The organism is Marinobacter sp. C1S70 (assembly GCF_000475355.1).
Classification (GTDB): Bacteria; Pseudomonadota; Gammaproteobacteria; order Pseudomonadales; family Oleiphilaceae; genus Marinobacter; species Marinobacter nauticus.
In genome coordinates, this window is the sequence record NZ_AXBW01000010.1 from 50668 (window position 1) to 71451 (window position 20784).

Consider the following 20784-nt stretch of genomic DNA (forward strand, 5'->3'; position numbering starts at 1 on the left):
GTGTGGATTGGCGCAGTCAGTCTGTTCCCGGATATGTTTTCTGCGGTGACGGATTACGGGATTACCGGGAGGGCAGTGCGTGAAGGTCTGTTGACCTTTCAGAGCTGGAATCCTCGGGATTACACCCACGATCGTCATCGCACGGTGGATGACCGGCCTTATGGTGGTGGCCCGGGGATGCTGATGAAAATTCAGCCTCTGCGGGACGCAATCCAGGCGGCCAGGGCATCGGCACCCGGCAAGGCCTGTGTGGTCTATCTTTCGCCGCAGGGTGAAAGGCTGGATCAGTCGGTGGTGGAGTCACTCGCCGCCGAGCAGCAGCTGATTCTCGTTGCCGGTCGTTATGAAGGCGTGGATGAGCGCCTGATTGCGGCAGAGGTCGACCGGGAGGTATCCCTTGGGGATTTCGTTCTCTCGGGTGGCGAGCTGGCAGCGATGGCTGTAATTGATGCGGTAACACGCCTCATCCCCGGAGCGCTGGGTCATGCGCAGTCGGCAGAGCAGGATTCCTTTGCCGACGGATTGCTGGATTGTCCGCACTACACCCGGCCCGAGGTTTACGAAGGTCAGGCGGTGCCGGAAGTTCTGTTGGGCGGTCACCATGAACAGGTCCGGCGTTGGCGATTGAAAGAATCGTTGAGGCGAACCAGTGAGCGGCGCCCCGATCTGCTGGAAAAGCGGGAACTTACGGAAGAAGAGCGTCAGTTACTGGAAGAAATTTTGAACGAACCGGGTGTCTCTGAGTCATCAGGGCATTGAAAGATTGGGTATCAGGAGCATTACGATGAGCGGCAAGAACAACATCATCAGTCAACTTGAAGCAGAACAGATGACCAAGGAAATCCCTGCGTTCGCGCCGGGCGATACCGTGGTTGTACAGGTTCGCGTAACTGAAGGTAACCGTGAGCGTCTGCAGGCGTTTGAAGGCGTGGTTATCGGCAAGCGTAACCGTGGCATGAACTCTTCCTTCACTGTTCGTAAGATCTCTTACGGCGTGGGCGTTGAGCGTACTTTCCAGACCTACTCCAAGCTGATCGACAGCGTCAGTGTGAAGCGTCGTGGTGACGTGCGTCAGGCCAAGCTTTACTACCTGCGCGACCTGTCTGGTAAGGCAGCTCGTATCAAGGAAAAGCTTAACTGATTCGGATTCGTCTGTTCAGTACCAAAAAAGCAGCCTCAAGGGGCTGCTTTTTTTATGGTTTAATGCCTGCGATGACTCCGGAATCGAAGAGGGTGCTGTGCCAAGGCCAGAAGATGAGCAGTTGATAGAGCGTTTCAGTGATGCGGTCTGGCTTGAGGATGGCCTTGGCGAGAAAACCCGGCAGGCCTATGCCAGTGATCTGTACCGTTTGTCCGGGTGGCTGGAGCAGCAAGCTGGGGCGCCAACCCTGCGCAGCGCACGACGCACAGACCTTTTGGCCTGGATGTCCCGGGGCTTGTCCGACGGCCTGAAAACCAGCACGGCGGCCCGCCGCCTGTCTGGCGTAAGGCGCTTTTATCGTTTTCTGTTGCGTGAAGGCATTATTGCCGAAGACCCAACGTTGCGGATTGACAGCCCTAGGTTGCCCAGGCGCTTGCCGGATACCCTGACCGAGGCCGACGTGGAGTCGCTGCTGACTGAGCCGGACCCGGAGCTGCCAGTAGAATTGCGGGATCGGGCCATGCTGGAGATTCTCTATGGCTGCGGACTTCGGGTTTCGGAGTTGACGGGGCTGACGGTGGACCAGGTCAACCTGAGGCAGGGCGTGGTTCGCATTCAGGGCAAGGGCGGCAAGGAGCGTTTGGTGCCGCTGGGTGAGGAAGCTGTGGACTGGTTATTACAGTATATGCGGCAGGCCCGGGGCGAGCTGCTGCGAGGCAAAACCAGTGATGCCCTGTTTCCGGGTAATCGTGGCACCGCCATGACCCGGCAGGCCTTCTGGTATCGAATCCGGCATTATGCGATTCGCTGCGGAATCACCAAGCACCTTTCTCCTCATACGCTCAGGCATGCATTTGCCACCCATTTGCTCAATCACGGGGCGGATCTTCGGGTGGTGCAGATGCTGTTGGGGCATTCAGATCTGTCGACCACCCAGATCTACACCCATGTTGCGCGGCAAAGATTGCAGGATCTTCATCAGGCCCATCACCCCAGGGGTTGACTGCGGCCGCTCCGGAGGCTGAACTAATCCGATTTTCCGGTGTCGCAGACACCACACAAACCGACAGAGGTAGTTTCAAGCTCATGAACATCAAATCAGTAGCAGTGTCCGTTGGACTGGCGCTGACCCTGGTCGGGGCACCAGCCTCCCAGGCAGGCGAAGCCGAAGACCGCATTGCCCAGCGGCTGACCGAGGCGGTTCCCGGTCTCAAGGTGAACTCTGTTCGCGAATCTGAGGCAAAAGGGTTGTACGAAGTTCAGAGCAACAACGGCGACACCATCTACACCACGGAAGACGGCACCTATCTGCTGACGGGCGATCTGCTGAAAATCACCGAAAACGGCATTGCCAACGTTACTGAAGAATCCCGTGCGGGTTCCCGTAAGGACCTGATGGCGGATTACGGTGGCAAGGGCGTGATTTCCTATCCGGCCAAGGGTAAAGAGAAGGCGGTCGTTAATGTGTTTACCGATATCGATTGCCCCTATTGCCGGAAGTTACACGATGAAGTGCCCCAGTTGAATGAGTACGGTATTACCGTCAATTACTACGCGTTTCCCCGTTCCGGGCCAGGTACGGCCTCCTTCAATAAATATATCTCGGTCTGGTGCGCTGACGATCAGCAGGCCGCTATGGATGCCGCCAAGGCCGGGCGTTCGGTAGAGCAGAGGAGTTGTGAGAACCCGGTGGCAGAGCAGTATCGGCTCGGCGGCCAGGTTGGTGTGACCGGCACGCCGGCTATTTTGCTGGAAGACGGCAATATGGTTCGGGGTTATGTGCCGGCCCGAAATCTGGCCGAGGGTCTCGGTATTCTGTGACCCTGTCGGTGTTCGTCGCCAGTCGTCATCTTTGTTGAAAGTGTGACCGATTCAGGGCTTATTCAGCCGGCCCTGAATCGGTATACTATGCCCCCTTATTGCAATCCATCAGCACCCCCATCGGGATCAGAGGTGAGAGCTTGAAAGACGTCAATGTCGGAATTTGCGGACTGGGAACCGTAGGCGGCGGTACATTCAATGTCCTGACTCGCAACGCCGCGATTATTGCGGGTCGTGCCGGCTGCAACATCCGGATTGCCCGGGTGGCGAGCCGCCATAGCCGCGATGACCTTGATCTGGGCAATGTCCCGTTCAGTACCGACATTTATGACGTGGTGAACGATCCTTCGATTGATATCGTGGTGGAGCTGATTGGTGGCTACGATGCGGCCAAAGAGCTGGTGCTGGCGGCCATTGCCAACGGCAAGCATGTGGTGACTGCCAACAAGGCCCTGATTGCCGTGCACGGTAATGAGATTTTCGACGCAGCGGAGAAGGCCGGCGTTGTGGTTGCCTACGAAGCCGGCGTTGCCGGCGGCATTCCGGTAATCAAGTCTGTGCGTGAGGGCCTGGCCGCCAACCGCATTGACACCATTGCCGGCATTATCAATGGCACCGGCAATTACATTCTCACCGAAATGCGCGCGGGCCGGGAATTTGGTGAAGTCCTCAAAGAAGCGCAGGCGCTGGGCTACGCGGAAGCGGATCCGACGTTCGATGTGGAAGGTATCGATGCCGCTCACAAACTGACCATCCTGGCGGCGTCCGGGTTCGGCGTTCCCCTTCAGTTTGAGAAAGGTTTTACCGAGGGCATTTCCGGTATTACTCCATATGATATTTCCCACGCAGAGTTGCTGGGGTACCGGGTGAAGCACCTGGGCATCGCCCGTCGTCGTGAAGACGGTATTGAACTGCGGGTGCATCCGACGCTGGTGCCACAGAGTCATCTGATTGCTCAGGTTGATGGCGTTCTTAACGCGGTCCTGGTGGATGGCGATGCTGTTGGCCAGACTATGTATTACGGTCCTGGTGCCGGGGATGAGGCTACAGCATCTGCGGTCATCGCAGACGTCGTGGACGTCGCCCGTGCGGTGGCCAGCAACAGCCAGCAGCGCATTCCCTACCTCGGATTTACGCCGGACGCCCTGGAAGACCTGCCGGTGCTGCCAATGGAAGATGTCCAGTCGGCTTACTACCTGCGAATCCAGGCCTTTGACCATCCGGGTGTGTTGGCCAAGATTGCTGCCATTCTGAGTGAGCATGGCATCAACATCGAGTCAATCATGCAGAAAGAATCCGAATTCAAGGATGGCCGGATTCCGGTCATCATCCTGACCCACACGGTTCAGGAGCGCCAGATGAACCTGGCCATTGACGAGATGGAATCCCTCGCCGACATCGATGGCAAGGTTGTCCGTATTCGCGCAGAAAACTTTAACTGACAGGTACGCACGTGAGATACATCAGTACACGGGGTGAAGCTCCCGCACTGGGCTTTGAGGACGTTCTTCTGACCGGGCTGGCCACCGATGGTGGCCTCTATGTGCCGGAATCGTTGCCGCACTTCAGCCTGGAAGAAATTCGTAGCTGGCGCGGGCTTCCCTATGCGGAGCTGGCCTATAAAGTGATGTATCCGTTCGTAGAGGATGCCATCCCGGCGGACGACTTCCGCAAGATGCTGGATGAAACCTACAGCGTGTTCAGCCACCAGGCGGTGGCACCGCTGGTGCAGCTGGACACCAATGAGTGGGTGATGGAACTGTTCCGTGGCCCGACGCTGGCGTTCAAGGACTTTGCCCTGCAGCTGCTGGGCCGCTTGCTGGACTACGTTCTGGAGAAGCGCAACCAGCACGTTGTGATCATGGGGGCCACCTCCGGTGATACCGGTTCTGCTGCCATCGAGGGCTGCCGCCGGTGCGAGCACGTGGATATCTTTATCCTGCATCCGCATCAGCGAGTGTCTGAAGTGCAGCGCCGCCAGATGACTACGGTGCAGGGCGGCAACATCCATAACATCGCAGTCAAAGGCAACTTCGACGACTGTCAGCGCATGGTGAAGGAGAGCTTCGGCAATCAGTCCTTTCTGGGCGGCAAAACCCAGCTGGCGGCGGTGAACTCCATCAACTGGGCCCGGATCATGGCCCAGATCGTGTACTACTTCCAGGCGTCTCTCGCTCTGGGTGGCCCGGACCGCAGCATGGCGTTCTCTGTGCCCACAGGCAACTTTGGCGATATTTTCGCCGGCTACCTGGCCAAGAAAATGGGGCTGCCCATCAGCCAGCTGGTGATTGCCACCAACCGCAACGATATCCTGCATCGCTTCATGAGCGGCAACAAGTATGAGCAGCACCAGCTGGAGCATACCCTGTCGCCGAGCATGGACATCATGGTGTCCAGCAACTTCGAGCGCCTGCTGTTTGATCTGCACGGCCGTGACGGGGCGGCGGTCAAAGCCTTGCTGGAAAACGCAGCCAAAGGCCCGGTCAGCATTGAAGACTACCGCTGGAAGCACGCCCGCAAGCTGTTCGACAGCGATGCGGTGGACGACAAAACCACCTGTGAAACGATTCGTGACGTCTACGAGCAGAATGAATATCTGCTGGACCCGCACACCGCCATTGGCGTACGCGCTGCCCGCAACTGCCGCCGGGACTCTGCCGTGCCCATGATCACCCTGGGTACCGCGCACCCGGCCAAGTTCCCGGATGCGATTGCCGAATCCGGCCTGAGCGTGAAGCCGCAATTGCCGGCCCACATGGCTGATCTGTTCGAGCGGGAAGAGCGCTACACCGTGCTGGATAACAATGTGTCCGAGGTGCAGGGCTTTATCGCCAAGCATTGGAAGAACGCCTGATCCGGCATGACTCCTAAAAAGATCCTGCGTCGCCCCCAGCCGTCCGATGTGACGGGGTGGGGGCAAAACCTGCCCCCCATCCTTCGCCGTCTGTACGCCGCTCGCGGTGTGCAATCCGACGACCAGCTCCAGTACACCCTGAAACACCTGGCTTCGCCGATGCAGCTTCGCGGCATTGATCGCGCAGTTGAACTGCTGGCCGAGGCCATAGTGCAGAAACAGCGGGTAATGGTGCTGGGGGACTTCGATGCTGATGGCGCCACCAGTACTTCGGTGGCTATGCTGGGTTTGTCTATGCTCGGTGTGGCGGCGATTGATTTCCGGGTGCCCAGCCGATTCTCTGATGGCTACGGCCTGACACCCGGCATCATCCACCGGTTGCAGGAAGACGGGGATTTGCCGGATCTTCTGGTGACTGTTGATAACGGCATCTCCGCCATCGAAGGCGTGCGTGCTGCCCGGGAGCTGGGCATCAAAGTGGTTATCACCGACCACCATCTGGCCGGAGAAGAGCTGCCAGATGCCGATGCCATTGTGAACCCCAATCAACCCGATTGCCCGTTCCTGAGCAAAAATGCGGCGGGAGTGGGCGTGATGTTCTACGTGCTCACGGCGCTGCGTAAGCACCTGCGAGACAACAACCGGCTGCCGGACCCGGAGCCTAACCTGGGTAGCCTGCTGGACCTGGTGGCCCTGGGTACCGTGGCCGACGTGGTTCCGCTGGACCATAACAACCGCATCTTTGTGGAGCAGGGCATCCGCCGCATCCGCAAAGGCGAAGCCAGACCGGGCATCCTGGCTCTGTTGGAAGTAGCCGGCCGCGACTACACCGAAATCAGCGCCACCGATCTGGGTTTTGTGGTTGGCCCGCGCCTGAACGCTGCCGGCAGGCTGGACGACATGAGTATCGGCATCGCCTGTCTGCTCGCCGACAGTCGCGACGAAGCGCTGCGCCTGGCCCGGGAACTGGATAACTTCAACCGCGAACGCCGCACCATTGAAAAAGACATGAAAGCCCAGGCCCAGGACCTGTTGGCCTCCATGTCCCTCGATATTGACGGCCTGCCCTGGGGGCTGGCCCTGTTCGACCAGGACTGGCACCAGGGCGTGATCGGCATCCTGGCGGCCCGCATCCGCGAACAGACTCATCGCCCCACCATTGCTTTTGCGCCCGACGACGACGGCGAACACCTGAAAGGCTCTGCCCGATCCATCCCCGGCCTGCATATCCGGGATGCGCTGGCCGTGGTTGATGCGAAGAATCCGGGCTTGATGAAAAAATACGGCGGCCACGCCATGGCCGCCGGCATGACCATCGCCCGGGACGACCTCGAACGTTTCAGCAACGCCTTCGACCAGGCCGTGCGTGACACGTTGAAACCGGAAGACCTCGAAGCCGCCATCACCACTGACGGCCCGCTGGCCCCGGAAGAGCTGAATCTGGACACCGCCTACCTGCTCAAACGCGCCGGCCCCTGGGGGCAGCACTTCCCAGAGCCGGTGTTTGACGGCGAATTCCGGGTAGTGAGCCAACGCATTGTCGGCGAGAACCATCTGAAGCTCGTGCTGCAGCCGGTTGAGGGCGGGGGCATTATTGATGGTATTGCGTTCAACACCGGGCCTGAAGTACCGGACTTTACCCGGAGTGGCGCGCGGGTGGTTTATAAGCCTGATGCCAATACGTTCCGGGGGCGGACTAATTTGCAGCTTCTGGTGGATTATCTGGAGCCGCTAGGCTGAATGTGTCGACTCCCCGAACCAAGTTGGGGCGCCGTGTGGGGTAGGGCTTTCCGAGAGTGTCGAAAACAAGGATGTTTTCGTCAAGCGTACAGGGATGTATTCACCGCGTCTCTCGGAAAGCCCTACCCCATGCGGTGCGTGCTCCAGAGCATGAACAGCTGATTTGCCCAGCAAATTCCGGTAGAATCCGCCCTCTGTTTTTATCGCACCATTTTCCAAAGCGAGACAAGGTTTCATGGAAATTAATCCCATAGTGACGAAGATCAAAGAGCTTCGCGAGCGCACCGAAGCGCTGAGGGGGTATCTTTGACTACGATCAGCGAAGTGAACGCCTGACCGAAGTCGAACGCGAACTCGAACAACCCACCGTCTGGGACGATCCCGAGCGGGCCCAGGCATTGGGCAAAGAGCGCTCAGACCTTGAACTGATCGTTAAAACCATCGACAACCTCACCAACGGCCTGGCCGATGCAGAAAGCCTGCTCGACATGGCGGTGGAAGAGGACGACGAAGGCACTGTCCAGGAAATCGAAGCCGATCTCGAAAACCTTGATAAAGAACTCGAGAAGCTCGAATTCCGCCGCATGTTCTCCGGCGAAATGGACGCCAACAACGCCTACCTGGATATCCAGGCCGGCTCCGGCGGCACTGAAGCCCAGGACTGGGGCAACATGCTGTTGCGCATGTACCTGCGCTGGGCCGAGCGTCGTGGCTTCAAGGCCGAAATCGTTGAACTGCAGGAAGGTGAAGTGGCCGGCATCAAGAGTGCCACCATCCACATCCAGGGCGACTACGCCTACGGCTGGCTACGCACAGAAACCGGCGTACACCGCCTGGTGAGGAAATCCCCGTTTGATTCCGGCAACCGTCGCCATACCTCTTTCTCTTCCGTGTTTGTATCACCGGAAGTGGACGACAGCTTCGAAATCGAGATCAACCCGGCGGATCTGCGGGTCGATGTGTATCGCGCTTCCGGCGCCGGTGGTCAGCACGTAAACCGGACCGAATCCGCAGTGCGACTGACCCACAACCCCACGGGCATCGTGGTGGCCTGTCAGGCCGGCCGAAGCCAGCACCAGAACAAAGACCAGGCCATGAAGCAGCTCAAGGCCAAGCTCTTTGAACTGGAAATGCAGAAGCGTAACGAAGAGAAACAGAAAGCCGAAGACTCCAAGTCTGACATCGGCTGGGGTAGCCAGATCCGTTCCTACGTGCTGGACGACAGCCGTATCAAAGACCTGCGCACCAAGGTGGAAACCAGCAACACCCAGTCGGTGTTGGATGGTGACATCGACAAGTTTATTGAAGCCAGTCTGAAGATGGCGCTGTAGACGGCGCCATCCAAACCAAACCGGACCATTCCGACTTCTTTAGTGAGCCAAGATGACTGAACAGACCCAGAACGCCGCACAGCATGAGGATAACAAGCTGATTGCCGAGCGCCGCGCCAAACTGGCTGCGCTGCGCGAGCAGGGCAATCCGTTCCCGAATGACTTCCGTCGCGATGCCACCGCCGCCGAACTGCAGGCGAAATACGGTGATAAATCCAAGGAAGAGCTGGAAGGTCTGGGCATCAAGGTGGCCATTGCTGGCCGCATGATGCTCGACCGCAAGGCGTTCAAAGTGGTTCAGGATATGACCGGCCGCATCCAGATCTATGCCTCCAAGGACGTCCAGAAAGACACCAAGCACTGGGATATGGGCGACATCGTGGGCGTGCGTGGCACTCTGTCGAAATCCGGCAAGGGCGACCTGTATGTGACCATGGACGAATACGTACTGCTGACCAAGTCACTGCGCCCGCTGCCGGAGAAGCACAAGGGGCTGACCGACACCGAAGCCCGCTATCGGCACCGGTACGTGGACCTGATGGTGAACGAGGACAGCCGCCGTGTGTTCCATGCCCGGTCGAAGATCATCAACGCCATGCGCCAGTACTTCGCCGAGCGCGATTTCATGGAGGTGGAAACCCCCATGTTGCAGGTGATTCCGGGTGGCGCCACCGCCCGTCCGTTCGTGACCCATCACAACGCTCTGGGCATCGATATGTATCTGCGCATTGCGCCGGAACTGTTCCTCAAGCGCCTGGTGGTCGGCGGCTTTGAGCGTGTGTTCGAAATCAACCGCAACTTCCGCAACGAAGGGCTGTCCACCCGGCACAACCCCGAGTTCACCATGGTCGAATTCTACCAGGCCTACGCCGATTACAACGACCTGATGGACCTGACCGAAGACATGCTGCGTACCATCACTCAGAAGGTGCTGGGTACCACCACCGTAATCAACACACGGGTGCTGAAAGACGGTAGCGAAGAGACCATCGAATACGATTTCGGCAAGCCGTTTGAGCGCCTCACTGTGGTAGACGCCATCCTGCGCTACAACCCGGACATCACCCGTGAGCAACTGGCTGACGACGCAGAGGCCCGAGAAGTGGCCAAGAACCTGGGTATTCACGTGAAAGACATCTGGGGCCTGGGCAAGGTGCAGATCGAAATCTTCGAAGCCACCGCCGAGCATCGCCTCACCCAGCCGACGTTCATCACCGAGTACCCGAAAGAAGTGTCGCCCCTGGCCCGCTGCAAAGACAGCGATCCGTTTGTGACCGAGCGCTTCGAGTTCTTCGTGGGCGGTCGCGAGATTGCCAATGGCTTCTCTGAGCTGAACGATGCCGAAGACCAGGCCGAACGCTTCCAGGCCCAGGTGGCTGAGAAAGACGCCGGCGACGACGAAGCCATGTTCTACGATGACGACTATGTCATGGCCCTCGAATACGGTTTGCCGCCTACCGCCGGTGAAGGTATCGGCATCGACCGCCTGGCCATGCTGCTGACCAACTCGCCATCCATCCGCGACGTCATCCTGTTCCCGGCCATGCGCCCGGAACACAAGGCCGAACAGAAACCGGAAAGCGAGTAAGCCCATGCACCCTGCCGAGGCACTGGCTCAACAACTGAAGCCCGGCCGCGGCTGGGACCAGTGGCTGGCGGACGAGTTCCGCCAGCCCTACATGCGGCAACTGGCCGAATTCCTCGCCGCCGAGGAACAGGCCGGCAAGGTTCTGTATCCCCCCAGCTCCCACTGCTTCAATGCCCTCAACAGCACACCGCTGGCCAACGTAAACGTAGTGATCCTTGGCCAGGACCCCTACCACGGCCCCGGCCAGGCCCATGGTTTGTGCTTCTCTGTGCGCCCTCAGGTTCCGCCACCACCGTCCCTGGTCAATATCTTCAAGGAAATCGAAACCGACCTGGGTATCGCGCCACCGGATCACGGCTGTCTGCAGCCGTGGGCAGAGCAAGGCGTGCTACTGCTCAACAGTGTCCTCACGGTCGAGCAGAGCAATGCCGGAGCCCATCAAGGCAAGGGTTGGGAGCAGTTTACCGACAAGGTGATCGAAGTTATCAACCGGGAGCGCGACAACGTGGTGTTCCTGTTGTGGGGCAGCTACGCCAAGAAAAAGGGCCAGCACATTGACCGGAACCGCCACCTGGTTCTGGATGGCCCACACCCGTCACCGCTCAGTGCCTACCGTGGATTCTTTGGTTGCCGGCATTTCTCGAAGGCTAACGAATGGCTGAGGGAGCAGGGCAGGCCCTCCGTTGATTGGGCTTTGCCAAGCAAAGCTGCGTTGATTGCCAAGTATAAAAAGTGACGCGCTGACGAAGGCAATGCAAAGGTAGTCTTCAGGGCGGGGCAGGCTGCCGAAACCGTGCGGAGCCGAGCATACAGGGAGGTATTCACAGCGTGTTTCGGGAGCTGGTCCCATCGCAAGGACGGGCGCCAAACTCCCAAAACCACGAGGTATTACTGAAGCAGCGCCATAGCTGCTTCCATCTGCGCATTCAGATCCTCTTCCTCGCTCATATCGATATTCGGATCCAGTCCCAGCCGATCGAACGCAGAAATCTTCGTCCAGTCCATCTCGTTCCAGGGGTGATCGCTCCCGGCAACCAGCTGCAGGTTGGCCACCATGACCAGATCGGCATAATCCGCTGCCGGCACCTCACGCTGGAAGTTGGCGTATTCCAGAGGCACATTCTGCAGTTCCTTTGGAAAATCCCATTTTTTCAGAATCATAGAGCCAATACGTGGGTGCAGCTCATCAATCACATTGTCCAGCATGATGCTGCTGATCTGGATATCCTGATCCTCCACATAACGCAGAATCGGCAGAATACCGATCAGGTGCACCAGGCCAGCCAGTGTTGCCTGATCCGCCTTCAGGCGGGTGTAATGTTGCGCCAGAACATGGCACACGCCCGCCACTTCGGTGCTGGTCTGCCAGGTGGCGCGCAGGCGCTTGTCGATCATATCTGACGTGGCCTGGAACATCTGTTCCATCGCCAGCCCCATGGCCAGATTACTGGTGTAAGCCATACCCAGCCGGCTGACCGCCATGTTCAGGTTCTCGATGGCGCGACTGCCGCGAAACAGCGGGCTGTTGCACACCCGGATGATACGCGCCGAGAGCGCGGTATCGTTGCTGATGACCTTCACCAGATCGGCAATGGCAGAGTCTTCGGACTCGGCAATCTCCCGTACCTGAAGCGCTACCTCAGGCAGGGTTGGAAGTACCAGCTTGTCGTTTTCAATGGCAGCCGTCAGGTCAGACTTGATGGTTTCAACAATATTGGCCATGGTCAGTTAGGTTCCACTTGTCTGGAGGCATCCCACGTACGGGGATAAAACCGGTATGTGTTTTAATTTATAGCAAATTTTTCCGGTATTTCCTGTCAACTTATGTATCCGGCTGTTCGGCTTTCTCTCGTTCAGGGACCGGATAGGGTATCGGCCGCACCTCAAGTTGCAGGCCCTCATAACCGTCTACGCCCAGGTGCTTGCTTGCCGCGTCATGTCGGATCACCGCCAGCATTTCCCCCTGCTGCTCGCCAGTCAGTACTGAGTTAACCACCTCGCCCACGGCACTGTCATCGGCGATCAGGCGGGTGCCGGGTGCCGGGGCGGCATCAGTGCCGGAGAAAGCGACCCGGAACAGGCTTTTCTTTAACTGGCCGAGGAAATGCATCCGCGCAATCACTTCCTGTCCGGTGTAACAGCCTTTCTTGAAGTGAATGCCTTGCAGATGCTGAAGGTTGAGCATCTGGGGAACATAGGCTTCCCGGGTTGCCTTGGTCAGCCAGGGTACGCCGGCGCTGATCTCCGAGGCCTGCCAGGTCGGCATGGAAAGTTCGGAGGTGGGCGGCAACGAAGGCTGGGCATTCGTTTGCCAGAGTTCGAAGCGAGCGAGGTGGTTGCTGTCATCTTCGACACGAATCAGGTACCCGTTATCGGTACTTAACACCTGACCGGGGCGGGTCAGTTCGTCTGTGGCCGCGCCGGCAACCTGTCGGGCGGTCTCGATCCCCAGTAGACCGGTGATCCGGCCCGACTCAAGAACGCCAAGGGATGTGCCCCGGAACAGCATCAGATACTTGTTCAGGTGCTGAAGGGTGTCGTCGGCGGTCTCCCGCTCGAGGCTGAGCAGCAAGTCTTCGCCATCCCGGACCAGTCGCGTAATGCAGTAGGCCCTGCCCTTCGGGGTGCAGGCTGCTGCCCTGAGCGACTGTCCGGCAGTGACTTCGTCCACACTCTGGCTGAACTGGCCCTGGACAAACTTGTCGGTACCCGGCCCGCTGATTCTGGCCAGAACCCGGTCGGTCAGATGAGCCCAACCCTCGTAAGTGGGATTGGCTGGCGTTTCGGTATTGGCGTTAGTCATCGAAAACTCCGGATGGAATCGGGGGTTCACCGTGAAATAGCTGCTGGCCCTGCAAGGAGCCACATGCGCAGCCGACGGAATGCCTGTTCGGAAACATTGCCACGACATAGCCGGGATGGACTGAGCAGGATCGCGGTCATGGTGTCTGATCTGGTGACAACGGACTCTACTTTCAAGACCAGAAAGGATGCACCGAGCGAGCTGCAGCCGCAAACTCTGACGGTAACTTCCTGGCCATTGGCCAGCTGGCATCGAAGATGCCGGTCGTCAGTGGTCAGGCTGATAATGGCATTGGCTCCACGGAGCCGGCCACAACGACGGAATTCCTGCCAGCCCAGAAGCAGGGAAACCGGTAACAACACCAGTGCCAGCGTGGTGATGGACAGGCTGATTGCCAGTAGTACAGCAGACAGCGCCAGCCAGGGCAGGCTGGCGCAAATACCCGCGGCCCTGGAGGGCGACAGGTTCAGTTCAATCGGGTTGGACACGGTTCAGGATCATGTCAACGATGTGACGAAGATCCGGGTCCTCCGGCTTGCTGCGCTGCATGAACCACTCGAACATGTCCGTATCCTCGCAACTTAACAGCTTGCGGTAACGGGCCTGGTCTTCCGCTGAAAGATCCCGGTATACCTCTTCAAGGAACGGGAGCAGCAGAACGTCCAGTTCCAGCATGCCGCGGCGGCTGTGCCACCACAGGCGATGAAATTCAGTGTGATCCTGAGAAGTATTGGTTTCGGACATAACGGATTCTGCCTTTGGAAACGGAGTAAGGCCCGGTCTCAGGGAGACGGGGTGCGGTAAGTCGTCGGCACCAGCACGGTATCCTGGGCGTCATTCAGCAGGCCCGGATAATCCAGTGTGTAATGCAGGCCTCGGCTTTCCTTGCGTTGCAGTGCCGAGCAGATGATGAGGTCGGAGACTGTGACCAGGTTGCGCAGTTCGATCAGGTCATTGGAGACCCGGTAGTTACTGTAAAACTCGCCGATTTCACGGGACAGCAAATCAACCCGGTGTTTCGCCCGCTGCAGGCGTTTGGTGGTTCGGACGATGCCGACATAGTCCCACATAAAGTGCCGAAGTTCGTCCCAGTTATGGGAGATGATGACGTCTTCGTCGGAGTCCCGCACCTGGCTTTCGTCCCAGTCCGGGGCTGACGGTGGTGGTGGAATGTCAGCCTCCCTGCGGGTGATGTCCTGAGCCGCGGCCCGGCCATAGACCAGACATTCCAGCAACGAGTTGCTGGCCATGCGGTTGGCGCCGTGCAGGCCGGTGAAGGCGGCTTCGCCAACGACATAGAGTTGGTTGATGTCGGTACGCGCCCGTTCATCACTGACAATTCCGCCGCAGGTATAATGGGCAGCAGGCACCACGGGAATCGGTTCGCGGGTAATGTCGATCCCGAAGCTCAGACACTTTTCGTAAATGGTCGGGAAGTGCTGTTTGATGAAGTCGGCCGGCTTATGGCTGATATCCAGGAACAGGTGGTCTGCGCCCAGGCGCTTCATCTCATGGTCAATGGCCCTGGCAACAATGTCCCGGGGCGCGAGTTCCGCCCGTTCATCAAACCGGTCCATGAACCGACTGCCGTCCGGCAGCCGGAGCACGCCACCTTCGCCCCGAACCGCCTCGGTAATCAGGAAGGACTTGGCGTGCGGGTGGTACAGGCAGGTGGGGTGGAACTGATTGAACTCCATGTTGGCAACACGGCAACCGGCTCGCCAGGCCATGGCAATTCCATCTCCGGAAGCGCCGTCCGGATTGGTCGTGTAGCGATACGCCTTGGAGGCGCCGCCGGTGGCGATGACGGTGAACCTGGCTCGAAACAGTTCCACATGATTGTCTTCGAGATTCAGGATGTAGGCGCCGACGCAGCGGTTGCCGGGAAGCGCAAGCTTGCGGTTGGTAATCAGGTCCACAGCCACCCGGCCGGCTTTCAGGTCAATATTCGGCCTGGCCTGGGCCTGGCTCGCCAGGGTGGTGGAAACCGCGTGGCCGGTGGCATCGGCGGCGTGGATAATCCGGCGATGGCTATGGCCGCCTTCGCGGGTGAGGTGGTAGTCCTCGCCATCGTCCTGCCTGGTGAACTTCACGCCGGAGTCGATCAGCCACTTGATGCTTTCCTTGCTGTGTTCCACGGTAAAGCGGACCGCATCCTCGTGGCACAGACCGCCGCCCGCGTTGAGGGTGTCCTGTATGTGATTCTCTACGGAATCGGTATCGTCCAGAACCGCAGCGATGCCTCCCTGGGCCCAGAGGGTGGCGCCAGAGCTGATATCGGCTTTGCTGATGACGCAAACCCGCAAGTGCTCCGGAAGATTCAGCGCAACGGTAAGGCCGGCAGCGCCGCTGCCGATGATCAGAACATCGTATTCGTAGGACTGTGGCATTGAGTCGTGGTCGCGGGCCATAATGTGGACGTGTATTGAACTAAACTTTACGCTTGCTGTCTATTTGGGCTAACGGATAACCCTGTCAGCCGGGTGCGGTCTGCATCAAGGGTTAGTGAACGAACGCTGGAACAGCCCAATGACACAAGCCACTCGTATCGAGGCCAGACCACTGGCTCCCAAAACAGGACTTTCTGTTGCTTCGTCCATGACGCCTGAAAATGACTGGAAACCCGGTGAGCAGTCCGATAGCCAGACGGATCTGCAGTTGGTTCGCAAGGTCCGGAACGGAGATCGTGCGGCCTTCGATCTGCTGGTGGTGAAATACCAGTCCAGGGTCGCGTCTATTATCAGCCGTTATGTCTACGACAGCCAGGAAGTCATGGATCTGACTCAGGAAACCTTTGTCAAAGCCTTCCGCGCGATCGATCGCTTTCGCGGCGACAGCGCGTTTTACACCTGGTTGTACCGGATTGCCGTAAACACCGCCAAGAATTTCCTTGAGGCCCGCGGCAGGCGGCCTCAGGGATCGGCGGATGTCACCGATGCGGAAAACTTTGACGATGGCGGCCGACTGCGTGACCCGGCCTCGCCGGAGCGGTTGCTGCAGAGGGAGCAGTTGCAGAAAGCTCTTGCGGAAGCCATTGCCAGCCTGCCGGAGGAACTGCGGTCGGCGTTCCTGCTCAGGGAATACGATGGCCTGAGTTATGAAGATATTGCCCGGATACTGGAGTGCCCCATAGGTACCGTGCGCTCAAGAATTTTCCGGGCGCGGGACTCGGTGGATCGCCACCTTGGCCCGTTTCTTGATCAGTCAGTAACGTGAATGAGGTTGCATCCTATGGATGAGCGTCTCAGAGAAACACTGTCTTCGATGATGGATGACGAGGCCGATGAGCTATCGGTTCGTCGGTTGTTGTCACATGGCAACCAGGAGGACGTGCGCGGCCAGTGGCAGCGATGGCAGCAGATACGTGATCTGATGCACGAGCAGCACGGTCCTGCCGATGGTATTGATGTTGCCGGCGCGGTGAGGGAAGCGCTCGATGGCCATGCTCGCTCAGAACAGGCCCGGTCGCCGGTGGAGGTGCCCAGGGTGTCGGTCTGGCGCTGGCCGGTGGCCGCCATGGTGTTCATGGCGCTGATTGTGGGCTTCGGTGCCGGAGCCGGCTGGGATACCCGCACCGGAGTATCTGTTCAGGCACTGGCCGGCGGCAGTGCCGAGCCTTCAGCCTCTGCGGTAACGCTGTCGGCGGCGGTTGAGGAAGTGGCACTGCAGCGGTTGGACGAAGACCAGTTGCGCCAGATGCGTCAGTACCTGCTTGAGCATGCCCAGCACAACAGCGTGGGTGCAGGTCGTGGCTCGGTGGGTTACGCCCGCCTGGTCAGCGCCAGTGGTAACTATTGAGCCGGGAGCATGGGTTTATGAATAACCGGGTATCCAGCAGGTCGGTATTCGGAGCGGTTGTCGCTCTTGTGGCTCTGCTGTGCCTGTTGATCAATCCGGTGAGGGCCGAGTTGGCCAGCGAGACAACGAAAAGCGGTGAAGCTCCGGCGGCCATGGCCTGGCTGGAGCGGCTTGGCCCTGCACTCAACATGACTTCGTACCGCGGGGTCTTTGTTTATGCCCGGGGCGATCAGGTACATTCCATGCGCATTGCCCACCGTTACCGGAACGGGCGTGTTGAGGAACGCCTGGTGATGCAGGACGGCGGCAGTGGTGAAATCGTCCGTAAAGGCATGAACGTGGTCTGTGTATTGCCTGACAGGGGCAGGGTTCGGCTGGACGAGGTGATACCTTCGGGCCCGTTCGCAGAAGCGTTTACCAGTCAATTGATGCCGTTTGGCCGCTGGTATCTGCCTGAACTGGCGGGTGAAGACCGGGTCGCCGGCTACGATGTGGTGATCGTGGCGCTCGGGGCCCGGGATGATGATCGCTACAGCCACCGCCTCTGGCTGGAAAAAGAGACGGGACTACTGGTCAAGAGCCAGGTGCGGGATGTAAACGGTGAGGTACTGGAGCATTTTCAGTTCACCGATCTTGAGATCACTGACGATATTTCCGACGAGGAACTCGAGGTTCAGACCCGTGGTCGTGAGATTAGCCGTACCCTGGACGATGGCCGGAAACAGGAGTCATCTGTTGGCCGGATGAATGGCTGGACTCTGTCCTGGCAGCCGGAGGGCTTTGTGCCGGCGGCTGCACCACGTTCGGGCAGTGGCAAGGCCGTGGCGTTCTCCGATGGCCTGGCTGCGTTTTCCGTATTTGTTGAGCCTGTCGGGCGGCTGAAAATGCCGACAGGCGCTTCCCGTATAGGGGCAACCACCATCTACATGCGCGAAGTCATGGTCTCTGATCGCCCCTTCCTGATAGCGGTGGTTGGTGAAATTCCGCCGGGCACTGCACGAAAGGTGGCAGATGCCGTGGAAGTGGATGATGATTTCGTAGCTGAGCTCTCCGGGTCATGATCACGGAAACCGGTAAAGTCGTGGCCCTGGTGGGTGATCAGGTCTGGGTTCAGACGATAAGAACCAGTGCCTGTCAGAGTTGCTCGGCCCGCTCGGGCTGCGGGCAGCGAGCCCTGGCTGCGGTCTCCGGTGGCCGGGCGAACCAGGTACTGGTAGATAATTCCGTGGGCGCCCGGGTGGGGGATGAAGTGGTCATCGGTCTGGATGAACAGTCGCTGCTGAATGCCTCGCTGATTATTTATGGTTTGCCGTTGGTGCTGATGGTGCTTGCCAGTGTGATGGCGCACACCTGGGCCGCGGGGTCAGACCTGGGCGCCATAGCCGGAGCGGTGGCAGGCCTGGGCGTCGGGTTCTGGCTGGTGCAGCGTTGGCAGGCCGGGGCCGGTGATCGCTACCAGCCGCGGTTGTTGAGGATAAAGACAATTCCATCCTCGACATGTCCATGATCCCTACCGTTTTTTAAGTTGAAAATTCACGCCCCAGCCCCAGAATAGCTCTATAAACGCAAGTAAAATCAGGGGGTTCTACATGCCAGAAAAAAATATAGAAGCTGCCCGTATGCCTTCCCTGGCCAGGCCCGGGGCCATGCTGGGCGTTCTGCTGATGCTGGCTGCCATGGCGTCGGTATTCTGGAGCCAGGGCGTCGCAGCCAGAGGCCTGCCGGATTTCACTGAGCTGGTGGAAGATAACTCCAGTGCAGTGGTGAATATCAGTACCACGACGGATCCGGGCAGCCAGAGCTCTGGCTTCCATGGGCTCCCTTTTGATGAGCGGCAACTGGAGCAGTTGCCGCCTTTCCTTCAGGATTTCTTCCGCGGCCCGCAGTCTCCTTTTGGTGGGTCCCCTCGGCCGCAGCAGCCGCGCAGGAGCATGGGCTCCGGCTTTATTGTGTCAGCCGATGGTTATGTACTGACCAACAATCACGTGGTTGAGGGTGCCGATGAAGTGATTGTGCGCCTGAATGACCGCCGCGAGTTTTCCGCCACTATCGTGGGTACCGATCCCCGCTCGGATATGGCGGTTCTCAAAATCGAGAATGGTGAAGACCTGCCGGTGGTCAGCGTTGGACGTTCCCGGGATCTGAAAGTCGGCGAATGGGTTTTCGCGATCGGCTCGCCATTCGGGTTTGACTACACGGTGACGGCGGGCATTGTCAGTGCTCTGGGCCGCTCGCTGCCATCCGAGAACTACGTGCCGTTTATCCAGACCGACGTTGCCATTAACCCCGGTAACTCCGGTGGCCCGCTGTTCAACCTGGAAGGCGAAGTGGTGGGCATAAACTCCCAGATTTACACCCGCTCCGGCGGCTTCATGGGGGTGTCGTTCGCCATTCCGATTGACGATGCCATGAACGTATTCCGCCAGCTCCGTGACAAAGGCACCGTGGCCCGGGGTTGGTTGGGCGTGCTTATTCAGGAAGTGAATCGGGATCTGGCCGAGAGCTTCGGGCTGCGTCGTCCCCGCGGCGCGTTGATTGCCGAAGTGATGCCGGATTCACCGGCGGAGAAGGGGGGGCTTGAGGCCGGTGACATTGTGCTGGAATACAATGGCGAGGATGTTCAGTTGTCCTCTGACCTGCCGCCCATGGTTGGCCGTACACCGGTAGGTGAATCGGCGCGCCTGACCGTGTTGCGCGGTGGTGATGAAATCACCCTCGACGTGGAAATTGGCAAGTTGCCGGAAGACGGCGATGACGCTGCCCAGCCCTCAACCGGTAGCCGCGACAATAGCGCGGGCGCACCTCTTGGGTTGTCCGTTGAGCCACTGGCCCCCGAGACTGCTCGCTCCATCGGCGTGGAAGGCGGTGTTGTAGTCGCTGGGGTGGATCGTGGCCCGGCTTTTGAGGCTGGTATTCGTGCCAGGGACATCATTACCGAGATCAACCGCCAGCAGATTCGCTCGGTGGAGGACTTCCGGTCGGTGGTCCGCGACTTGCCGGAAAACCGGGCGGTTTCGGTCCGGATTGTAAGGCAGGGTCGGGCAATCTATCTGGTCATGAAGCCCTGAGTCGATAACCACATTTCAAGTAAAATTGGGCCCCCGGCGTGTCAGGACACGTTCGGGGGCTTTTGGTTTTCAAGCCTTAGTTTGTCCGTTTTGGGCGAGCACTATAAAAGCCATTCGATGCTTTGTGCCCGCCAAGTCGACCCGGAATTTCTGTCATTAACGATTAAGCCGCTTTTAAACAAAAGCGAACATTCGGATGGCCTCAGAGATCCCCGGCTCTTTCTGCCTTGGTTGGGCGCTTGGTCATTTCTCAAGAACCCGGCAAACGATCAAATGGACTAACTGTTCCAGCTCTTCGATCGCCAATAATGTGGGTGTAGATTTCAGTCGTCCGAATATCGCTGTGGCCGAGGATTTCCTGGACCGTTCGGATATCACTTCCCGATCTCAGTAGCTCGGTGGCAAAAGCGTGGCGAAAAGTATGCGCCGAGGAGTCTTCGACATCTTGTAGTGCAGGTTTTCGATCTCCCTTTTCAGCACATTCTTGTAAAGGAAAATTATGGCGCAGAGTGCCTGGTTTTGGGTGGCGGGGCTGACCCCTCGATTTACGGCGAGATGATTCAGGAAACGCTCAATTTCGCGATTACCCATCACCTCAGGGTGCTTCTTGTCATTGAACTGTAGTGGTCAAGTGTTTTAG

General features: G+C 58.7%; 21 protein-coding genes and 1 pseudogene. 15 read left to right on the forward strand and 7 right to left on the reverse strand.

Features of this window, described 5'->3' with window-relative positions; genetic code table 11:
- From trmD to ung, 10 genes are all read left to right on the forward strand, one after another.
- Positions 1-759, forward strand: a complete 759-nt coding sequence (trmD, locus tag Q669_RS01965) for a tRNA (guanosine(37)-N1)-methyltransferase TrmD (protein ID WP_022991035.1) — start codon at positions 1-3, stop codon at positions 757-759.
- 25 nt (positions 760-784) lie between these two features.
- On the forward strand, positions 785-1141 hold the full coding sequence (gene rplS, locus Q669_RS01970) for a 50S ribosomal protein L19 (RefSeq protein ID WP_011785742.1): 357 nt from the start codon (positions 785-787) through the stop codon (positions 1139-1141).
- Positions 1142-1238: 97 nt separating this feature from the next.
- A complete protein-coding gene (gene xerD / locus Q669_RS01975) occupies positions 1239-2144 on the forward strand; it encodes a site-specific tyrosine recombinase XerD (protein WP_011785741.1) in 906 nt (301 codons plus the stop codon).
- An 83-nt stretch (positions 2145-2227) separates the two neighbouring features.
- Positions 2228-2962, forward strand: coding sequence for a DsbC family protein (locus tag Q669_RS01980; protein ID WP_022991036.1), 735 nt, complete (start codon positions 2228-2230; stop codon positions 2960-2962).
- A gap of 140 nt (positions 2963-3102) precedes the next feature.
- Complete coding sequence (locus Q669_RS01985; RefSeq protein WP_036148423.1) at positions 3103-4404, forward strand: homoserine dehydrogenase; 1302 nt, start codon at positions 3103-3105, stop codon at positions 4402-4404.
- A gap of 11 nt (positions 4405-4415) precedes the next feature.
- Positions 4416-5816, forward strand: coding sequence for a threonine synthase (gene thrC / locus Q669_RS01990; RefSeq protein WP_022991038.1), 1401 nt, complete (start codon positions 4416-4418; stop codon positions 5814-5816).
- A 6-nt stretch (positions 5817-5822) separates the two neighbouring features.
- The gene (gene recJ / locus Q669_RS01995; RefSeq protein ID WP_022991039.1) at positions 5823-7556 is read left to right on the forward strand and encodes a single-stranded-DNA-specific exonuclease RecJ; all 1734 of its coding nucleotides are present in this window, start codon (positions 5823-5825) and stop codon (positions 7554-7556) included.
- A gap of 235 nt (positions 7557-7791) precedes the next feature.
- Positions 7792-8887, forward strand: a protein-coding gene (prfB, locus tag Q669_RS02000) for a peptide chain release factor 2 (RefSeq protein ID WP_113879872.1) whose coding sequence is annotated in 2 segments (ribosomal slippage) — positions 7792-7863 and positions 7865-8887 — 1095 coding nt in all. Because the reading frame shifts where the segments join, the coding sequence is not laid out codon by codon here.
- Between the two features lie 52 nt (positions 8888-8939).
- Positions 8940-10475 carry a lysine--tRNA ligase gene (gene lysS / locus Q669_RS02005; protein WP_022991040.1) on the forward strand — a complete coding sequence of 512 codons (1536 nt, stop codon included), beginning with the start codon at positions 8940-8942 and terminating at the stop codon, positions 10473-10475.
- 4 nt (positions 10476-10479) lie between these two features.
- Positions 10480-11211 (forward strand): uracil-DNA glycosylase, encoded by a 732-nt coding sequence (gene ung / locus Q669_RS02010; RefSeq protein ID WP_022991041.1) that lies wholly within the window; start codon positions 10480-10482, stop codon positions 11209-11211.
- 152 nt (positions 11212-11363) lie between these two features.
- On the opposite strand, the gene Q669_RS02015 is transcribed toward ung, so the two are convergent.
- The 5 genes from Q669_RS02015 to nadB all read right to left on the reverse strand — a co-directional run bounded on the left by Q669_RS02015 (position 11364) and on the right by nadB (position 15668).
- On the reverse strand, positions 11364-12197 hold the full coding sequence (locus Q669_RS02015; protein WP_011785733.1) for an HDOD domain-containing protein: 834 nt from the start codon (positions 12195-12197) through the stop codon (positions 11364-11366).
- Positions 12198-12297: 100 nt separating this feature from the next.
- Positions 12298-13278 (reverse strand): YgfZ/GcvT domain-containing protein, encoded by a 981-nt coding sequence (locus tag Q669_RS02020; RefSeq protein ID WP_022991042.1) that lies wholly within the window; start codon positions 13276-13278, stop codon positions 12298-12300.
- Positions 13279-13304: 26 nt separating this feature from the next.
- Complete coding sequence (locus Q669_RS02025) at positions 13305-13766, reverse strand: hypothetical protein (RefSeq protein WP_022991043.1); 462 nt, start codon at positions 13764-13766, stop codon at positions 13305-13307.
- The gene (locus Q669_RS02030; protein WP_011785730.1) at positions 13750-14022 is read right to left on the reverse strand and encodes a succinate dehydrogenase assembly factor 2; all 273 of its coding nucleotides are present in this window, start codon (positions 14020-14022) and stop codon (positions 13750-13752) included. Before Q669_RS02030 ends, Q669_RS02025 begins: the two co-directional genes overlap by 17 nt.
- Positions 14023-14060: 38 nt before the next feature.
- Positions 14061-15668 (reverse strand): L-aspartate oxidase, encoded by a 1608-nt coding sequence (gene nadB, locus Q669_RS02035; protein ID WP_183580615.1) that lies wholly within the window; start codon positions 15666-15668, stop codon positions 14061-14063.
- A 208-nt stretch (positions 15669-15876) separates the two neighbouring features.
- Between nadB and rpoE the strand changes: the two genes are divergently transcribed.
- The 5 genes from rpoE to Q669_RS02060 all read left to right on the forward strand — a co-directional run bounded on the left by rpoE (position 15877) and on the right by Q669_RS02060 (position 20144).
- Positions 15877-16494 carry an RNA polymerase sigma factor RpoE gene (rpoE, locus tag Q669_RS02040; RefSeq protein ID WP_022991045.1) on the forward strand — a complete coding sequence of 206 codons (618 nt, stop codon included), beginning with the start codon at positions 15877-15879 and terminating at the stop codon, positions 16492-16494.
- A 15-nt stretch (positions 16495-16509) separates the two neighbouring features.
- Positions 16510-17076, forward strand: coding sequence for a sigma-E factor negative regulatory protein (locus Q669_RS02045; protein WP_022991046.1), 567 nt, complete (start codon positions 16510-16512; stop codon positions 17074-17076).
- 17 nt (positions 17077-17093) lie between these two features.
- Entirely contained in the window at positions 17094-18137 is a 1044-nt protein-coding gene (locus Q669_RS02050) for a MucB/RseB C-terminal domain-containing protein (protein WP_022991047.1), read from the forward strand.
- Positions 18134-18583 carry a SoxR reducing system RseC family protein gene (locus Q669_RS02055; RefSeq protein ID WP_022991048.1) on the forward strand — a complete coding sequence of 150 codons (450 nt, stop codon included), beginning with the start codon at positions 18134-18136 and terminating at the stop codon, positions 18581-18583. The genes Q669_RS02050 and Q669_RS02055 overlap by 4 nt, the downstream gene beginning before the upstream one ends.
- Before the next feature lie 112 nt (positions 18584-18695).
- Complete coding sequence (locus Q669_RS02060) at positions 18696-20144, forward strand: DegQ family serine endoprotease (RefSeq protein WP_036148432.1); 1449 nt, start codon at positions 18696-18698, stop codon at positions 20142-20144.
- Between the two features lie 250 nt (positions 20145-20394).
- Here Q669_RS02060 and Q669_RS19200 read toward each other — a convergent pair.
- Positions 20395-20568, reverse strand: a pseudogene (locus Q669_RS19200) (tyrosine-type recombinase/integrase); the annotation flags it as partial.
- A complete protein-coding gene (locus Q669_RS19790; RefSeq protein WP_264673054.1) occupies positions 20532-20735 on the reverse strand; it encodes a phage integrase N-terminal SAM-like domain-containing protein in 204 nt (67 codons plus the stop codon). The gene Q669_RS19790 and the pseudogene Q669_RS19200, both read right to left, overlap by 37 nt.
- Between the last annotated feature and the right edge of the window lie 49 nt (positions 20736-20784).